This is a genomic window from Sphingobacterium sp. UBA1897 (genome assembly GCF_002337775.1).
Lineage (GTDB): Bacteria > Bacteroidota > Bacteroidia > Sphingobacteriales > Sphingobacteriaceae > Sphingobacterium > Sphingobacterium siyangense.
Map to the genome: position 1 here is coordinate 1 of NZ_DDGR01000026.1, position 17,934 is coordinate 17,934.

Below are 17,934 nucleotides of genomic sequence, written 5' to 3' on the forward strand. Positions count from 1 at the left end.
AGTAGTTACTTGTCATAACTAGTTTTATATGTTATCTGACTGTTGGGAAGTATACTGGTAGTGGTACCAGTCATAGCAGGCGGTCATGTAGCCTCTACTGTGCTCCGGTGGAATGGTGCATCCTTGTGTAGCCACGGGGCATTGTTATTCAAATGCCCATCGATGGATTGTAGAGTCCTGCAGCTTTCACTGACGGTGTCAGATCCTAAAGCTTTTCACCAGTGTCCTATAGCTGTATATTAATTGGTCTTGCAGTAGTTACTTGTCATAACTAGTTGTATATGCTATCCGACTGTCCGGAAGTATACAGGTAGTGGTCGCAGATATAGCTATCAGAATTACATGCTATAAAGCTATTTTCCATTATTATTAAGCTTTATGGGAAAATGTCATTAACCACATAAGTTGATCTTCTTATGTACACATCACAATCAGGAACGTAATATAACATTATACCTGCAGCTATACCTCTGTGTAGTTCCAATTGTATAACGATAGCAAATGCAGCTCGATATTCCCTGCTAGAGTAAACGGCTGTGATGACTGTTATCCCCATCAAGGATTTCATTATTGAAAACTTTGTGGCTAGTGAATATCGATTGAAAAACAACGAAGATAAAAAATTAAGCAATCGTTTGTGTAGATTAAGCAAACGATTGCTTTCAAGTTTCATTTTTTATTTAGAAAAAAGTGTTATATTATTGTTATAGAGATTAAGTTCTTACATAAGAACCAAATATAAATCCAATCCAAAAGGATTTTTCTATTGACTGTTTAGTTTGTTTTAAAATAGGTGATTTTTTAGAGGGACCAATTGGTCCCTTTAAATTTATATGAACTTTAAATTATGGATTCTAGAAGAGATTTTCTAAAAAAGGCCGGAATATTGTCATCACTGGCTGTTTCACTTCCTACTTTGGTCAATGCCAATACGGCAGCAGGGTCGTTTAATATGTGTGGCTATGCAGCTCCAAAAATTGATAAAGTCAGAGTAGCAGTGATTGGACTGGGCATGCGCGGTCCTGGTGCTGTTGAACGGTTGTCCTTTATTGAGGGATGCGAAATTGTCGCACTTTGCGACAAACATCCGGATCGGGTTGAGCGCGCAACAAAAATCGTTACATCGAAAGGTCTAACAGCTCCGAAAGCGTATTCAGGTGAAGATGGTTGGAAATCCCTGTTGAAAGAAGAGAAACTCGATCTGGTCTATATTTGTACGCCTTGGGATTATCATACTCCGATGAGTATTGCCGCGATGAAAGCGGGTAATCATGTGGCTTGTGAAGTGCCGATCGCTTTGACGATCAAAGATTGTTGGGAGGTCGTGAAGACATCTGAAGCGACTAAAAAGCATTGTATGATGCTGGAAAATTGCTGTTATGATTTCTTCGAAATGCTGACATTGAATATGGTGCGCCAAGGCTTGTTTGGCGAACTCGTTCATGCCGAGGGTGCTTATATTCACGATTTGCTGGATCTTAATTTTGCAAAGAATGGCTATGATAACATGTGGCGCCTGAGAGAAAATATAAAATTAAATGGAAATCTATATCCTACTCATGGTCTTGGGCCTGTGGCACAATGCTTAAATATCAATAGAGGGGATAAGATGGATCATCTTGTGGCAATGTCTTCCAATGATTTTATGATGGGAGAAAAAGCAAAAGAGCTAGCGGCCAAGGATTCTTTTTTTCAGGAATTTGTCGGAAAGAAATACCGTGGTAATATGAATACAACGCTTATCCGCACCGCAAAAGGAAAAACGATTATGCTGCAGCATGATGTTACTTCTCCTAGACCTTACTCTAGGCTACATACACTGAGCGGTACGAAAGGATTTGCGCAAAAGTACCCTAGGGAGAATATTGCTTTTGGCCATGAATTCATTACAGAACAGAAATTAAAAGAACTGTACGATAAATACACACCAGAATTGGTAAAATATATTGGTGAGCAGGCAAAACAGGTTGGTGGACACGGTGGGATGGATTTTATGATGGACTGGCGTCTGATTGACTGTTTGCGCAACGGATTACCTTTGGACCAGGATGTCTATGATGCTGCTTCATGGAGCTGTATCGTGCCATTGAGTTTTGAATCTGTAGAAAAGAACTGTAAAACAGTTGATGTACCGGATTTCACAAAGGGTGCATGGAAAAATAATACGCCGGTAGAAATCACGTTAAAAGGCGGTGGAAATACGCCTATTCGTGCTAGATCAGCGAAAAAAGAAAATATACAATTGGGCGTATAGCCCACTTATATAAAATGACTTATTGAAGGGGAACTTTTTATTGTTCCCCTTTTATGTTTATCTTTAATTATGTTATTCAATCTGACTCTAATTACCTGTTTATCGTTATTTTCCACCAAGGATACACTTTCCTGTTGTGTTGGGGAAAATATACCTACGCGCGCAGGTCTGATAAAATCCCAAATTGCGCAGTTAAAAAGTAAGACTACAGACAAGATGATATTAGTCGAAGGGGGCAAATTTCTGATGGGAAGTTCGAATTTTGAAGATAGTAAGCCTTTACATCAGGTGCAACTGAATTCATTTTATATGGACGAACATGAGGTCACAAATGCACAGTTTGCGCAGTTTGTAAAGGAGACAGGTTATGTAACTGTTGCTGAGCGGGAACTGGATCCGAAAGATTTTCCAGGGGTGGACCCCAAAATGTTAGTTCCGGGATCGGCTGTATTTTCCAAACCTAAAGAACTCAATTCATTAAACAATTATCTGATGTGGTGGGAGTATGTCCCTGGTGCAAACTGGCAACATCCCGAGGGACCGAATAGCTCGATAAAGGATAAAATGAATCATCCGGTTGTTCAGGTTGCCTATGAAGATGCTGCAGCTTACGCGAAATGGGCAGGAAAACGATTACCTACAGAAGCGGAATGGGAATATGCGGCTAGAGGACGTAACGATGCAAACGATGACTTGTATTATTGGGGCAAGGACTTGAAGCCTAATGGTAAATGGACCGCCAATATTTACCAGGGAAAATTTCCTGTACAAGATTCAAAGGAGGATGGCTTTGAGGGGACTGCGCCTGTAAAATCATTTCAGGCAAATGCATTGGGACTGTACGATATGGAAGGGAATGTGTGGGAATGGTGTGCTGATTTTTATAGACCCGATTATTATCAGCATAGTACAACTGTTAACCCCAAAGGACCACAAGATTCTTATGATCCGCAGGAACCAAATCTTGAAAAACGCGTTCAGCGGGGAGGATCATTTCTTTGCAATGATCAATATTGCGAAAGGTATAAAGCCGGAAGCAGAGGAAAAGGGGAGGTCAACAGTCCTACAAATAATGTTGGGTTCCGCTGTGTAAAAGATATAAAATAGAAAAGGCTTGCATTTGCAAGCCTTTTCTATTTTATTGATATGTCTTATTGTGCATTCAAAAACATTGATTTTTGATTGTACAATTCTCTGAAATAAGGATCTTGAAGATCTTTGATAAAGCGAATTGCTTCACCAGTTGATTTCATCTCAGGGCCTAATTGCTTGTCTACTTCAGGGAATTTATTGAAAGAGAATACAGGTTCTTTAATCGCGTATCCTTTCAGTTTACGTTCTATTGTAAAGTCTTTCAATTTATTAACACCCAACATAACTTTAGTTGCAATATTGATGTAAGGAACATCATAAGCTTTAGCGATGAAAGGAACCGTACGTGATGCGCGTGGATTAGCCTCGATAACATATACATTTTCACCTTTTACAGCAAACTGAATGTTTAATAGACCTCTTACGTTCAATGCTTTTGCTAGTTTAATGGAATATTCTTCCATTTTATCCTGAACAGCTTGTGATAGGCCAAATGGAGGCAATACAGCTGAAGAGTCTCCTGAGTGGATACCAGCAGGTTCAATATGTTCCATCATACCAATGATGTGTACATCTTCACCATCACAGATTGAATCTGATTCAGCTTCTTCTGCACGATCCAAGAAGTGGTCGATCAGGATATGGTTTCCAGGAAGGTTTTTCAACAAGTTGACAACAGCTTTTTCTAGATCTTCATCGTTGATAACAATGCTCATGCCTTGTCCACCCAATACGTAAGAAGGACGAACCAATACTGGATATCCAACTTCGTTTGCAACTTGTAATGCTTCTTCTGCTGAAGTTGCCACACCGTATCTTGGATATGGAATTTCCAATTCTTTCAGTAGATCGGAGAAACGGCCACGGTCTTCTGCCAAGTCCATATTCTCAAATGAAGTACCGATGATTTTTACGCCAAGTTGCTCTAGACGCTCAGCCATTTTAAGGGCTGTTTGTCCACCCAACTGAACGATAACACCTTCTGGTTTTTCTAATTCGATGATCTCACGTACATGCTCCCAGAATACGGGCTCGAAGTATAATTTGTCAGCCATATTGAAGTCTGTCGATACAGTCTCCGGGTTACAGTTAACCATAATCGCTTCGTAACCACATTCTTTAGCCGCCAATAAACCGTGTACACAGGAGTAATCGAACTCGATACCCTGACCGATACGGTTAGGACCTGAGCCTAAAACGATGATTTTCTTTCTATCTGAAGAGATTGATTCGTTTTCTTCTTCGAAAGTTGAATAGTAGTATGGTGTTTGTGCAGGGAATTCTGCAGCACAAGTATCTACCATTTTGTAAACACGGTTGATACCTAGCTCCTTACGACGATCGTAAACTTGATCCTCTGTTACATTTCCTAGTAACCATGCGATTTGTACATCTGAATAACCTTTTTGCTTTAAGGTCATGAAGAAATCGCGTGGAATATTATTCAATTGATAACGACGTAATTCTTGCTCAAGGTGTACCAACTCTTGGATCTGTACTAAGAACCATTTGTCGATACGTGTTGCCTTACGGATAGATTCCAAAGGAACACCTAATTCGAAAGCATCTTTGATATGGAATAAACGGTCACCACTTGGATGTTCCAAACTGTCCATGATCTCGTCAAGGTTTCTCCATTGACGACCGTCAGCACCTAAACCAGCGCGGCCAGTCTCCAATGATTGACAAGCTTTCTGTAAAGCTTCGATAAATGTACGGCCGATTGCCATTACTTCACCTACTGCTTTCATCTGTAGACCTAATTCCTTGTTTGCTCCTTTGAATTTATCGAAGTTGAAACGAGGGATCTTAACGATCACATAGTCTAATGTTGGTTCAAAATATGCGGATGTTGTCTTTGTGATCTGATTTTGCAATTCATCCAAGTTGTAACCAATCGCCAATTTAGCAGCAATCTTCGCAATTGGATAACCCGTTGCTTTCGATGCTAAAGCCGAAGAGCGTGATACACGTGGATTGATTTCGATGGCAATAATTTCTTCGTTTTCTGGGTTTACAGAGAACTGAACGTTACAACCACCTGCAAATGTACCAATTGAACGCATCATCAGAATAGCCTGATTACGCATGTCTTGATAACATTTGTCTGACAATGTCATGCCCGGTGCAACAGTGATTGAGTCTCCAGTGTGGATACCCATTGGATCGAAGTTTTCAATGGTACAGATGATGATAACATTGTCGTTGGTATCACGAAGTAATTCCAACTCAAATTCTTTCCAGCCCAATACCGCTTGCTCTACCAAAACTTCGTGTGTTGGTGAAGCATGTAAACCTCTATTTAAGGCTGCGTCAAAATCTTCTTTTCTGTGAACAAATCCACCTCCTGTACCTGCAAGAGTATAAGATGGACGTATAACAAGCGGATAGCCAATTTCTTGTGCCGCTTCTTTACCTTCAAGGAATGAGTTTGCAATTTTGGATGTTGCAACGCCCACACCGATATCAACCATTAATTGACGGAATTCTTCACGGTTTTCAGTTTTTTCAATGGCAGCAACATCAACACCGATAACTTTTACGTTGTATTTTTCCCAAAGACCTAGGTTAGAAGCTTCGATACATAAGTTCAAAGCAGTCTGGCCACCCATGGTAGGAAGTACAGCGTCAATGTTGTGTTTTTGCAAAATTTCTTCAATACTTTCGCATGTTAATGGAAGTAAGTAGACATTGTCTGCAACAACTTTGTCCGTCATGATTGTTGCAGGGTTTGAGTTGATGATGGATACTTCAATACCTTCTTCTTTCAATGAAAGAGATGCTTGAGATCCAGAATAATCAAATTCACAAGCTTGACCGATAACGATGGGACCTGATCCGATGATTAAAACCGACTTAATGGAAGTGTTTCTTGGCATTATATCTAGTTCAAAAAATTAAATTTCCTATTGTAAATCTGAGCAAAGACAATCAAAAGTAGCTCATGGGGAAGGGTCATTCCGACTGCTTTGTCGGAGTGCAAAGTTACATTTTAAATTTTGAAAATTAACTATTTATTTTAAGAATATTTCAAAAAAAAATGTAGTTTTTTAGAAAAGTGGTCCTGAAAAAACAAAAACGAGTTGGAAAACATAAGCAGTATGTTTTCCAACTCGTAGGCAATAATGGGGCTGATTTGTTTAATAAACGATGATTTCGTCCGTAAACAAGTAGCCTTTTTTTGGATTGCTGGCTTTGATTTTTATATAACGGGCCTGTTGGGCTTTGTCAAGTTTGAGTTCAAACCTTTTGAAAGTCAACTTGGATTCTTTATCGGATATGTCATTTTTGATTGTTCCTACAGATCTGAAGGTACGGCCATTATCCGAAAGCAGGACTTCCATTTCTCCTGGCATATAAACGCCGGGGCCGATCATCTGCATAAAATTCATGGCTACTTGGTGTATTTCCTCCCTGCGTTCCATATCCACGACAACATCAATCGGACTGGTGAATCCTTGCCATTGACCATCGTGATAGGAAAGACCGCCCATGATTCCGTTTGTTAAGGTAGAATCTTTTTGTGCTGGATATCCCGACCATGCTGTGTTGTACGTTACTTTTTTTCCAATAGCACGATGAATGTCAATATCAAAGGATAGGGTTGGACCGATTTTGATAGAATCTAGAAAATAAGCGGCATTGATATGACCTGTTGAGCTGAGTTCAAATGGTCCAGTATATGGTGTAGACAAGATTGTAGGCTCACTGCTATCAATGGTATATCGGATCTGATCTGTTTTTAGTTGCTCCGTTGTCAGCGTAATTTTATTGTTGTTTTTAGCAGCATTGTATGTTGCTGTATAAGCGACATTAAAGGAAGGACGATAATAATTGACGTTTAGATCTTGTAGTAGCTTATAATGTGATTGTAGTCTTCGCTGAAAGTCTGTCCAGTTTTTTCCATCTTTATTCGTCCAATTGACTTCCGCCAAAGCCAGTGCACGTGGGAACACCATGTATTCGAGATGTTCGGTGGTAGGTACATATTCTGTCCATATATTCGCTTGTGCTCCGAGGATATGCTTGGCTTTGTCCCCTTGTATCGCAGCTGGAATAGGATCATACGAATAAACTTTATCTAATGTCAGGTAACCCCCGATGGCCTCAGGCTGTGTCCGTGGGTCTGTCTGATAAGAATCAAAATAGAGGTGTGAACCTGGAGTCATGATGACATCATGGCCTGCATTTGCGGCCTTTATGCCGCCGTCTTCACCGCGCCAGCTCATGACGGTAGCTCCTTCGGTGAGCCCCCCTTGAAGGATTTCGTCCCAACCGATCAGCTTTCTACCCTTGGATTGCAGGTATAGATCCATTTGTTTGATAGCATAACTCTGCAGTTCGTCAACAGATTTTAATCCTTCTTTTTGCATGAGCGCCTGATCTTTTGGGCAGGTTTCCCAATGCTTCTTCTCAGCTTCATCACCGCCGATATGAATGTACTGGGAAGGGAATATCGTGAGTACTTCATCCAAAACATTTTTTAGAAATTCAAAGGTTTTTTCATTGCCGATACAGAATTCTCCCTGACTATAGGGCTTTCCGGAGCAAGAGAGTTCGGGATATACGGCCAATACTTCTTCCGAATGTCCGGGCATTTCTATCTCAGGAATTACATTGATTCCTTTACGGGCTGCATAGTCGACCAATTCGCGTGCTTCTTCCTGGGTATAGAATCCACCGCTGGCATTTGGCTTACCTTTTTCTACATACTGACGACCATTGTTCCACCAATCTTTCCAGCCCGTATGTGTACGCCAGGCCGCCTTTTGTGTTAACTCCGGATATTTCTTAATCTCCAATCGCCATCCCGCTCCGTCGGTTAAATGCCAATGAAAATTGTTGAATTTGTAGATGGCCATGATGTCGATATACTTTTTGACAAAAGATAGTGGCATAAAATGGCGCGATACATCCAGGTGTAAGCCACGGTAGGCAAATCGTGGCTCATCGACTATAGTCGCATAGGCTATTTTACTTGGATCAGCTTGTAGATAGCCCAATTGAACCAGTGTGTAAATCCCATTGATAACCTGGGGTACATTCCAGGCCCTGAGTAGCAGGCCTTTTTCATCGATTTGGATGGAATAGGCGTTCTTGCTAAGGTTATCTGCATCGACTGCTTTAATAATGCGAAAGCCTTCTTTTGGGCCTTTTTTATTTTTCTTGAGTACTTCGACAGCTAGGCTTTTGATAGCTGGGTGTTCAGTAAGCAGTTGTGTCGCCTCCTGAAATTCATCTGAAACAACAACCTGAAGATGTGTAGGGATAGCGTATGTTCCCGTAGCCAATGTGATTTTCGAAGGTTTGGGTATAATGTCAAAGTTGGTTTGGGCATGTGCAGTAAAGATGGTTGCACCCCCAAGTAACAACATGGATAAAGATCGGCTCAGTCGCATAGTTTTGTTATTAGATTAATGATAATCAACACAAATATCCTAATTTTTGTTTCATAATTCTACTATTGGTGGCAATCGGTCATTTTTTATGATATAAAACCAACAAATTGACGGTTAGAAATTACATTTTTAATCCTTAACTTTGTTGTATGATTGAACTTCCAGTTATTCCGGCAACTCCTGCACAACGCAAGCCTGATTGGTTGCGTGTCAAATTGCCTGTTGGTAAAGAGTATAGACATGTCAGAAGTCTTGTAGACGAGCATAAATTACATACAATTTGTGAGAGTGGAAATTGCCCGAATATGGGCGAATGTTGGGGAGCTGGAACGGCAACCTTCATGATTTTGGGAAATATCTGTACACGTTCTTGTTCATTTTGTGCGGTAGCAACCGGTCGTCCTCTGGCGGTTGATTTGGATGAACCCAATCGTGTCGCCAATTCTGTCAAGTTAATGCAGGTAAAACACTGTGTGATCACTTCGGTGGATCGTGATGACCTAAAAGATGGTGGTTCGGTAATATGGGCGGAGACAATCAACGCAATCCGTAGAGAAAGCCCAGAAACAACCTTAGAAACACTTTTGCCAGATTTTAAAGGACAATGGGATAATTTGGATCGCGTGATCGCAGTACGTCCCGAAGTTGTTTCGCACAACCTCGAAACTGTCCGTCGTTTGACAAGAGAAGTTCGTGTTCAGGCTAAATACGATCGTTCACTCGAGTGCCTACGTCGCATTTCTGAAGCTGGACTCCGTACAAAATCAGGTATTATGCTTGGCTTAGGTGAAACTGAGGAAGATGTTATCGAGGCAATGCAAGATTTATATAACGTCGGGGTACATATTTTGACATTGGGTCAGTATTTACAGCCTACGAAAGCTCACCATCCTGTAATCGAATGGATTACACCTGCACAGTTTGAGAAATATCAGAAAATTGGTTTAGAAATGGGATTCAAGTATGTGGAGTCTGGACCGTTGGTTCGTTCTTCTTATCATGCTGAGAAACATCTATTCGATATGCAATAGAAAATAGTTCTAAAGTTTTTTAACGAAGAATACTTTTTTCGCAAGATATAAAAAGAAGCCTGAGTGATTTTTTGCTCAGGCTTCTTTTTTTAATAGCTCAAGGCAATTGTTTCTTTTCGATGGAGTCTGATGCTTTAAAGGTTAAAAACTGTGCGGAGTAAAATTGTTCTCCCGCGAAGTTCAAATTCATTCTGGGAAATCATATTGGCCGTCATCAGATAAGTACGATAGTTTTTGATATTGGCCAAATTATTCATTTCCAATTCGAAGTCCATTTTCCACTTGTTGACCTTGTAGCGCGTAAAAAAGTCTATGAAGGTATAACTTGCATTCTTCATGTTTGTTTGAAAGGTGGCAAGATTGCGCAGGTTTAGCCGCATAAAGCCATTTTTGAATGGGCTGGTCGGAAAACCTATATTATGCATCATTGTGGTGGTTTTATTTTGGATCGTATTGTCCAGGCCCTGTTGTTTACTCCTGCTCCAATTGAATAGTCCAGAATAGGAAATGTTATAAGATGTAAAGACTTTAGCTTCTATACTGGGTTGAAATAGATAGCTCATACTTCGAATAGGGACTAGGGCATTGTTTAACAATTGATTGTATTTGAAGTGAGAAATGCTTCCTTTTAGTTTGAGGGTACTTGCCAGGGGGAAAATGTATTTATCAAACCCGATCTGAGAAGACCAGCGCTCCTGCAGGTTATCCATATTGACCAAGATATTTTCGGTGATGTTATTTTTTATAACGGAAGATAATATCGTGTTGGAAAGCGATCTTGAATAGCTAATACCAGCATTTGCAAATAATACTTTTAGGGTGCGGGCTAAATTATAATTGAGATTAAATGTATGTTTTTTGGATTCATTTAGCGCTGCATTATTTTGGCTGAGCATTCTATAGTTCCGTAATACCGCACCACGGTATATATCTTCTATGTTACCAATGTCCTGCGCAAATTGATAGTTAAATTGAAGATAGTCTTCTTGAGAAACCTGCCATCTCGCTTTTAAATTAGGATTGATCAGCATGGAATTTTTGGACGTGGACAGCTGATGACTGACGTCTTCATAATGGGTAAATAAATAGGTTACCGGGATGTCGAGCTGGGTTTCAAACCGATTTGTTTTCCAGGAATATTGAGGAGTAATAAATGCTTGCGACCTGCTCCAATACAGATCATTACGGGTATTATCGCCCAATGCTCGAATATGTTGATCATTATCCGCTATTGTAAGGAGCGAGTTGAAGTGTTGGCGATCTGTATTGAAGCCAATTTGATAGTATTGCTTGATTCGGCCTTTATTGAAGCGATAACCTGTACTGATCTCCGTAAAAAAGGAAGGAATTTCAATTTGCTGGCGGCTACTTTTATAGGGAATGCTATCGTTGAGTATTTCTGGAAAAACGCCGGGATAGATCTGTAAAGTCTGTGGTTTATTACCATAATTTAAAGACCAGTTGATTGCAATAATGTCATTGTTTTTAAGTTGGGGTATATAGCTAAACAAGTTGCTGAATCCCTTGATGTTGTGTTTTTGGAACTGCTCGATCTGGCCTGAAGAGTTTGCCAACAATGCTGTTATATCTTTTTTTTCATACTCAAATGACAAGGCATTACTCGCATATTTCTTTTCCGTATTGGTGGATGCCGAAAGTCTGGCTGCGCCAAGCCATCGCGCTGTTTTCAGATGATTTTGCTCATTAAAATAGACGTCGCCATCATCGAGCAGGTATTGTGTGCTTGAGGCATTATTTTGCCTATCGTTGTCGTATAAAACCTGAACATTTGACTTTAGCTGCCAGTGATTCTTGAGGTTATATAGGTTATTGGTGTTTAGCGAACCTGTATTGTTGAAATAATAGTTGTTTTTAGGAATATTGGGACTGCCTGTTGTGCTCGTCGCCAGGAGATTGTTGATGGGCGAGCTACCAAACTTGGCCAGTAAAGAGGACTGATTGGCGCCGATGATATCTCCGGAAAGATCATTACCGGTATTATTACCGCTGAGGACATTCAACATCTTAACTTTTTTGTTGAATAGGATTGAGTTCAATTCAGGATCATAGAGACTGGGCGTGCCGACGCCAATTTTGGCCTGCCCAGTGAGTTTTAGCTTTGCTTCCTCTTTGATAACGAGATTTATGGCGACGTCGTCTGTAAATCTTTTATTTTTAAGGACTTTATAATGTTCGTGATTGTCGAGTACCTGAATGTCCTTTACCATTTTATGCGGGATTGTCCGCGTACCTACACCATAGCGATTTTCCAATAGATCGTCACCGTCAATGTAAAGTTTAGAAACGGTTTTGTCCTGGTATTTAATAAGACCCGATTCAGTAACTTCCATACCTGGAAGACGTTTGATTACGTCGCCTATATTTCGATCCTCTTCTTTGGCGAAAGATCCGACGTCGTAGGAGATTGTATCATTTGAACGGCTTACTTTAGGTTTGCTCTTTACAATGACATCTTGTAGTAGATTGGTTTTTGGTACGAGGGTGATCCGAAGATTCGATGTCTGCGTGCCAAGTTTGAGTTCAAATTTTTCGTAAGTAAGGTGATTGATCTGCAGGTAGAGGCTTGCATAGTCCTTTGTTAATGTAATTGTAAAACGCCCTTCTTTATCTGTCGGTTTGAAAGCGATGATTTTGTTGTCTGAAAGGATGTTGATACTGGCAAAGGGTACGGGATGCTGCGTCTTATCCACTTGGACCGTTCCACTAATCGTTTGCTGGGCAAAGGTTATTTGCCCAAGCAAAACGACTATAAATAAACATAAAAATACTTTCATTAAGGCGTCAGCTCTATCGGATTGTTGGTAACTTTTGAAGGTTTGTATTTATCGTCTCTTGAAATATTGAAACTCTTTATTTTTGACGGATCCAAAGCACCAGCAGGGGAGCCTCCTCCGGAGCCGGAACTGGATCTAACTGCAACCATACTACCCGATGAACCTACACTGATGGTTCTGTTTTTTCCCGATTGGGCTTGCATATAAGCTTGTGGATTGGCCTTAAAGGCTTCCTGAACTTTTTTTACCTCTTCTGCAGTACTGACGATGGCGTTTTGCGGCAGGGCCACCGATGTTTTGCCATCCTCAATTTTGTCGAATCCGGCGTAAGCAAAAATCACTTCATTTTTTGTGTCACGAGCATCCAGAATTAGGCCAGGAAGGCCATGAAGTTTCCACGGACCATATGAAAACGGCAGTTCGGTTGTAAACCAGGCGATATAGGTTCGGCCTTTGAATGTTGTTTTTGCGTTCTGGCAATTGTAGCCACCAATTTCTTTGCGGTCACCCAGTATTTCCCAATCTTGAATAGGGTAAACCTGTGGAATGGCAAAATTGTCACTGGCAACGCTAACCACTTCGGTCATTTTGTTTTGATTGGCGTCTAATAAATAGGAGGAGCTTGATGGTGTCGAGCGAGTAGTAATGTTTAGTGTACCGTCGAAACTGGGGCCCTCCATTTGTTTTTTGACCTCATCTTGCATGCGCTTGGATGAATATGATGTGTAGTAGCTGGCCTGTTGATTCAGGTAAACGACTGTTTCATCGCGTATAAATTGATCCCGTTGGGTGCTATCATTTACATGCTTGAATTCGTAATGTACTTTTGCGATCGCTGGAGTACGCTCTTGTGCAAATAACAGCTGCGTCGCTAAGGATAATAGGAATGGTAATGAATATTTCATAAATGTATGTTTATATCGTAAATATACGAAATATTCGTAATCAGGAAAATTTATTCTAAATTTTCCTTGTAATCCTCTCTAGGGCAGGTTACTGCAGGTGAATAAATGTTTGATTTGTTAGCTATCTTTTTTGTTAACTATTTCGCTTTGTCAGCGATATAAGTTTAGTGGGCATGTTTAGGCATATGAGCTATTGTTATCTTTTAAACACAGTCTCACCTGCAATTACTGTCTGTTCTATTTTTACATTTCGCAGTTGCTCATTCGGAATTTTCAAGATATCCTTTTCGAGGATAACAAAATCAGCATCTTTTCCTACTTCGATACTTCCTCTTTTTTTCTCCTGAAAACAGGAGTATGCCGCCCAGATTGTCATTCCCTTCAAAGCGTCTTCACGGCTTATCGCATCTTGCATCTGAAATCCGTGGCTAGGATATCCTTTTTTGTCGACGCGGGCTACTGCCGCGTGGAAACCATATAAGGGATTGAAATGTTCGACCGGGAAATCACTCCCCAATGCGAGTTTTCCATATTCTTTCAACAGATGCTTATATGCGTAAGCGCCTTTCATGCGTTCTTCACCGAGTCGATCTTTGGCCCAGTACATATCGGAGGTTGCATGTGTGGGTTGTACAGATGGTATGATTTGATACTTTCGAAACTTATCAAAATCTGCAGGCGATATAATTTGGGCGTGCTCGATTCGCCATCTACGATCGTCGTTATTGTGGAGGTATTTGCCATAAATATCCAATATAATACGATTGGCCGAATCGCCTATCGCATGTGTATTTGCCTGAAACTTACTTTCGGCAATCTGTTTGATCATTGCTTCGTATTCTTGAGGGCTATGGAGGAGAAAGCCATGGGTGGGGGCATCATGGTAATGCGCGAGGAGGCATGCACCACGGGATCCCAATGCGCCATCGGCGAGCAGTTTAAATCCTTTGATCTCGAAACGGTCTGTTTCATAGAAACCCTGATCGATAAATGACTTTATATTTTGCGGATTGCCTAGGATCATGGCATAATCTCTAATTTTCAACTGCCCTTCCCGATAGTATTTCTTAAGCAGATCGAGTCTTTCTTTTGATAAACCTGCATCTACAATGGAGGTAAGACCAACGGAAAGGAGGGAGTCTTGCGTTCGCTTGAGCATTCTTAGATATTCTTTTTCACTCGGAACCGGAATGGTCTTATTGACAAGATCCATTGCATTGTCGATCAAGAGACCATTGGGAGTATCATTAGTCCCGCCGACTACACCGCCGCGAATGATGGGGATACTCGTTAATTTTGCCCATTCGAGTGCTTTGGAGTTCGCAACCGCCGCATGATAATCTACACGCATGAGGTAGACGGGGATATCCGGGAAAGCTTTATCGAGTAGGTCCTTGGTTGGGAAAGTTTTATCTTTCCAGCGATTTTGGTCCCAGCCACCACCGATCAGCCAAGTTTTGCCCGGGTTTTTTTGTTGGTAGTTTTTGACACGTTGAATAACCTCCTCGAAAGAATCGGCGCCGTTTAGGTCGACTTGATCCATTAGTTCGGCTTCGTCAAATAAATGCGCATGGGCATCGTAGAATCCCGGATAAATCGCCTTCCCCTGTGCGTCAATTTTTTCTATTGCTTTGTACTTTCGCTGTATTTCTTCATCGGAACCAATGGCCATAAACTTACCATCTTTGACAGCAAAAGCATGTGCTGTACTAAAAGCCGAATCTACAGTATATACTTGCGCATGATAAACAATAAGGTCCACTTTCGTTTGCGGTGAACATGATATGATCGTCAAGCAGAACAAAAAAATGATTATTGGGAAGGTTTTCATAACCTAAAAATAGGAAAAAGCTTTTAATAAACTGAAACTAGACTTGGGGCTAGGTCTGCTGGATATGCGGACTTGAGGTTTTGGCTGATCGAATTGCTTTAGGTGATCGAATTGGCTTACGTGAGGCGCCTATGCTGAGTTGCCGCATATTGTTCGGACAGGAGACCATCTGTCAAGTTTTGAAAGGGGACGTGCAGGAAAAGTAAGGAAAATACGAATTATCCAATAGACAAAAAAGGCTATCCAAATAACTTGGACAGCCTTTTTAATTCAAAAATCAAAATACGTGATTAACAGTACTCGTCAAATGCTGCAACTAAATTGTCAGCAATCATTTGTGCCGGGCGACCTTCAATCATATGTCTTTCAATCATGTGTACCAATTTCCCGTCTTTAAATAAAGCCATTGCTGGTGAAGATGGAGGGTAAGGCAACATGTAGTTACGTGCAGTGTTTACTGCATCAGTTTCCATACCTGCGAAAACAGTCACCAATTTAGCTGGGTGTTTTTCGTTTTTTACAGCAGCTTTTGCAGCAGGACGTGCATTTGCAGCAGCGCAACCACAAACAGAGTTTACAACCACAAAAACAGTTCCTTCTGATGCGATAGCCTGATCAACTGCTTCAGGTGTTTTTAATTCTTCGAATCCCGCATCAACTAACTCTTGACGCATTGGAGTTACTAAATATTCTGGATACATTATTTCTTAAGTAAAATGTTAATATTCTATTTTAATTGTGTTTATAAAGCTTTCTGTCGCCGGGCAAGTATACTTACTCCGCATAAACAACATGCTATACTTTATTCCTACAAATATAGCTGTAAAAGGCTGCTTCGTCAAGACACTTGTCTCAAATCAATGTCAGAAAATCTTTTACAGCATGAAGTCCATTTTCAAGACGTTGGTCGCCGAGACCCGAAACAAGACGATAATTCGCATTAATGGCGTTCAATTCGCTTTTCCAGATCTCCATGAAATGTTCGCGCTGTTCGGGGAAATCCCGTAGTGGATCGTCCTGCCAGGGTAGATCGATATCCATCAGCAGATAAAGGTCATAAACATGTTGTTGAATTTTATCGGTGACTTCCGGTGGTGTATGACCGAAAAGATGATCTGACCAAATTTTGACCGTAAGGAAGGTAGTGTCACAGATGAGAAGCTGTCCTTGTGCTAAATTGACCAGCGCTTCCTCCAAAGCGACCTGTCCATAAAACATATTGACTTCGTCCTGTAAGGTATATTTATTGTTGAGGCTTTGGCAATAATAACGTGAATATTCGGGCACGCATACTGTCTGAAATTCCTTGGCAAGAAATTGTGCCATCGTTGATTTTCCGGTGGACTCGGGGCCAACAACGGCAATTTTTATGAAATCTTTTCCCACATCGATCGTTTTGATAGGCAATATTACGCAAAATTTTTATAGGTTTTCTGCCAATCGCGATAGCCATTCCAAGCGATGAGTGTGAAAACAAGGTAGAGTACTGCGGTCAGCATAAGGTCTTTGTGTATATAGAGCGGGATATAACAAATATCCACAAATACCCATAAGAGCCAGTTTTGAAGTACTTTGCGTGTCATCAGAAATTGAGCAACAAAACTTACGGACGTGCAGAAAGCGTCAATATAAGGAACATCGGAATTTGTCTTGCTATCGAGGAGATAACCGATTGACAGTGTCAGGACGAGGATTGCCAGGAGGCAAAGGAGCAACTGCCCCTTGCTGGCTTTGACGATGGGTTTCTTTTTTTCTTCTTTTCGTTTTATCCAATAATACCAGCCATAAACAGCAGTAGACAGAAAGTAGAATTGCAGTACAGTATCTCCATATAGTTTGGCATCATAAAACAGAATAGCATAGGACGCCACACTGATGATACTAATCGGCCAGTTCCATATATTTTGCTTAGCGGCCAAATAGACACAAAGAAAGCCTGTCAGGGTACCTAACCATTCGAGCCAAGAGGTCTGGGCAAATTGACGTGCAATCTGCTGAAAAAGATCATGCATGTGGTGTATTAAAAATTACACCCTAAATATACAAAGTCTGCCTTATAGTCAATTATTGAACCTGTTTATTAGCACAATTGGTACTGGCAAAAGACTCGGGCTTGGCCTTAAAAACAAATCCCATACCCATAATATAGCCCATGGCTTCTTTCAGGGCAACATTTGACTGGAAATTTGGATTGGTGTTGATGTCGGCGTGGACTTCGAGGTCTACTTTGTGTTTTTCGAGGAGGGGGCAGAGTTGATAGGCTATATCGATGGATTTTTGGACTTCGAGTAGCATCCTTTCTTTAATGCTCATTCGGTGGTGCCTTTTGTCCCGTTGGATAAACATAAATCCACCTTTATGTTCCCGGAGAAAGACGATGACTGTTGCGAAGTCGATGATGCCTCTCTTGACTTGGGAATCGGTGCCGATATAAACCTTGAGCTTATTCCCTAGGGCATCTTCTCGTTTAATGACTTCTTCAACAGCATCGAAAATCGTGGAGCGAATGGATTCGCCATTGTATTTTTGCCATCTCATAGCGATATAAATTAGATATAAAAAAATTAAACTTCATCATTGACATAAATTTACTGAATTTCAATGAGCTAAGTGTTAATTTAGTTTTA

At 40.8% G+C, this 17,934-nt stretch carries 12 protein-coding genes; 3 read left to right on the top strand and 9 right to left on the bottom strand.

What is annotated here, in order from left to right; all coding sequences use genetic code 11:
• Nucleotides 1–847: 847 nt before the first annotated feature.
• A complete protein-coding gene (locus B4N43_RS16825; RefSeq protein WP_286735718.1) occupies nt 848–2,254 on the top strand; it encodes a Gfo/Idh/MocA family protein in 1,407 nt (468 codons plus the stop codon).
• A 216-nt stretch (nt 2,255–2,470) separates the two neighbouring features.
• Nucleotides 2,471–3,361 carry a formylglycine-generating enzyme family protein gene (locus tag B4N43_RS16830; RefSeq protein ID WP_286735719.1) on the top strand — a complete coding sequence of 297 codons (891 nt, stop codon included), beginning with the start codon at nt 2,471–2,473 and terminating at the stop codon, nt 3,359–3,361.
• Nucleotides 3,362–3,405: 44 nt separating this feature from the next.
• On the opposite strand, the gene carB is transcribed toward B4N43_RS16830, so the two are convergent.
• Both carB and B4N43_RS16840 read right to left on the bottom strand, forming a co-directional pair.
• Nucleotides 3,406–6,225 (bottom strand): carbamoyl-phosphate synthase large subunit, encoded by a 2,820-nt coding sequence (gene carB / locus B4N43_RS16835; RefSeq protein WP_070563252.1) that lies wholly within the window; start codon nt 6,223–6,225, stop codon nt 3,406–3,408.
• A 261-nt stretch (nt 6,226–6,486) separates the two neighbouring features.
• Nucleotides 6,487–8,721, bottom strand: a complete 2,235-nt coding sequence (locus B4N43_RS16840; RefSeq protein ID WP_286735720.1) for a beta-N-acetylhexosaminidase — start codon at nt 8,719–8,721, stop codon at nt 6,487–6,489.
• Nucleotides 8,722–8,894: 173 nt separating this feature from the next.
• Here B4N43_RS16840 and lipA point away from each other — a divergent pair, with 173 nt between their 5' ends.
• Nucleotides 8,895–9,776 (top strand): lipoyl synthase, encoded by an 882-nt coding sequence (lipA, locus tag B4N43_RS16845; protein WP_075990947.1) that lies wholly within the window; start codon nt 8,895–8,897, stop codon nt 9,774–9,776.
• 134 nt (nt 9,777–9,910) lie between these two features.
• Here the strand turns inward: lipA and B4N43_RS16850 are convergent, their stop codons facing one another.
• From B4N43_RS16850 to B4N43_RS16880, 7 genes are all read right to left on the bottom strand, one after another.
• Nucleotides 9,911–12,571 carry a hypothetical protein gene (locus B4N43_RS16850; RefSeq protein WP_286735721.1) on the bottom strand — a complete coding sequence of 887 codons (2,661 nt, stop codon included), beginning with the start codon at nt 12,569–12,571 and terminating at the stop codon, nt 9,911–9,913.
• Nucleotides 12,571–13,476, bottom strand: coding sequence for a GLPGLI family protein (locus B4N43_RS16855; RefSeq protein ID WP_286735722.1), 906 nt, complete (start codon nt 13,474–13,476; stop codon nt 12,571–12,573). The genes B4N43_RS16850 and B4N43_RS16855 overlap by 1 nt, the downstream gene beginning before the upstream one ends.
• Nucleotides 13,477–13,672: 196 nt before the next feature.
• Nucleotides 13,673–15,271 (bottom strand): amidohydrolase, encoded by a 1,599-nt coding sequence (locus tag B4N43_RS16860; RefSeq protein ID WP_286735723.1) that lies wholly within the window; start codon nt 15,269–15,271, stop codon nt 13,673–13,675.
• 326 nt (nt 15,272–15,597) lie between these two features.
• A complete protein-coding gene (locus B4N43_RS16865; protein ID WP_070563263.1) occupies nt 15,598–16,008 on the bottom strand; it encodes a BrxA/BrxB family bacilliredoxin in 411 nt (136 codons plus the stop codon).
• Nucleotides 16,009–16,159: 151 nt separating this feature from the next.
• A complete protein-coding gene (locus tag B4N43_RS16870; protein WP_088163435.1) occupies nt 16,160–16,693 on the bottom strand; it encodes an AAA family ATPase in 534 nt (177 codons plus the stop codon).
• Nucleotides 16,694–16,716: 23 nt separating this feature from the next.
• Nucleotides 16,717–17,319, bottom strand: coding sequence for a nicotinamide riboside transporter PnuC (pnuC, locus tag B4N43_RS16875; RefSeq protein WP_088160147.1), 603 nt, complete (start codon nt 17,317–17,319; stop codon nt 16,717–16,719).
• Between the two features lie 52 nt (nt 17,320–17,371).
• Complete coding sequence (locus B4N43_RS16880) at nt 17,372–17,845, bottom strand: ribonuclease H-like YkuK family protein (protein ID WP_046672303.1); 474 nt, start codon at nt 17,843–17,845, stop codon at nt 17,372–17,374.
• Between the last annotated feature and the right edge of the window lie 89 nt (nt 17,846–17,934).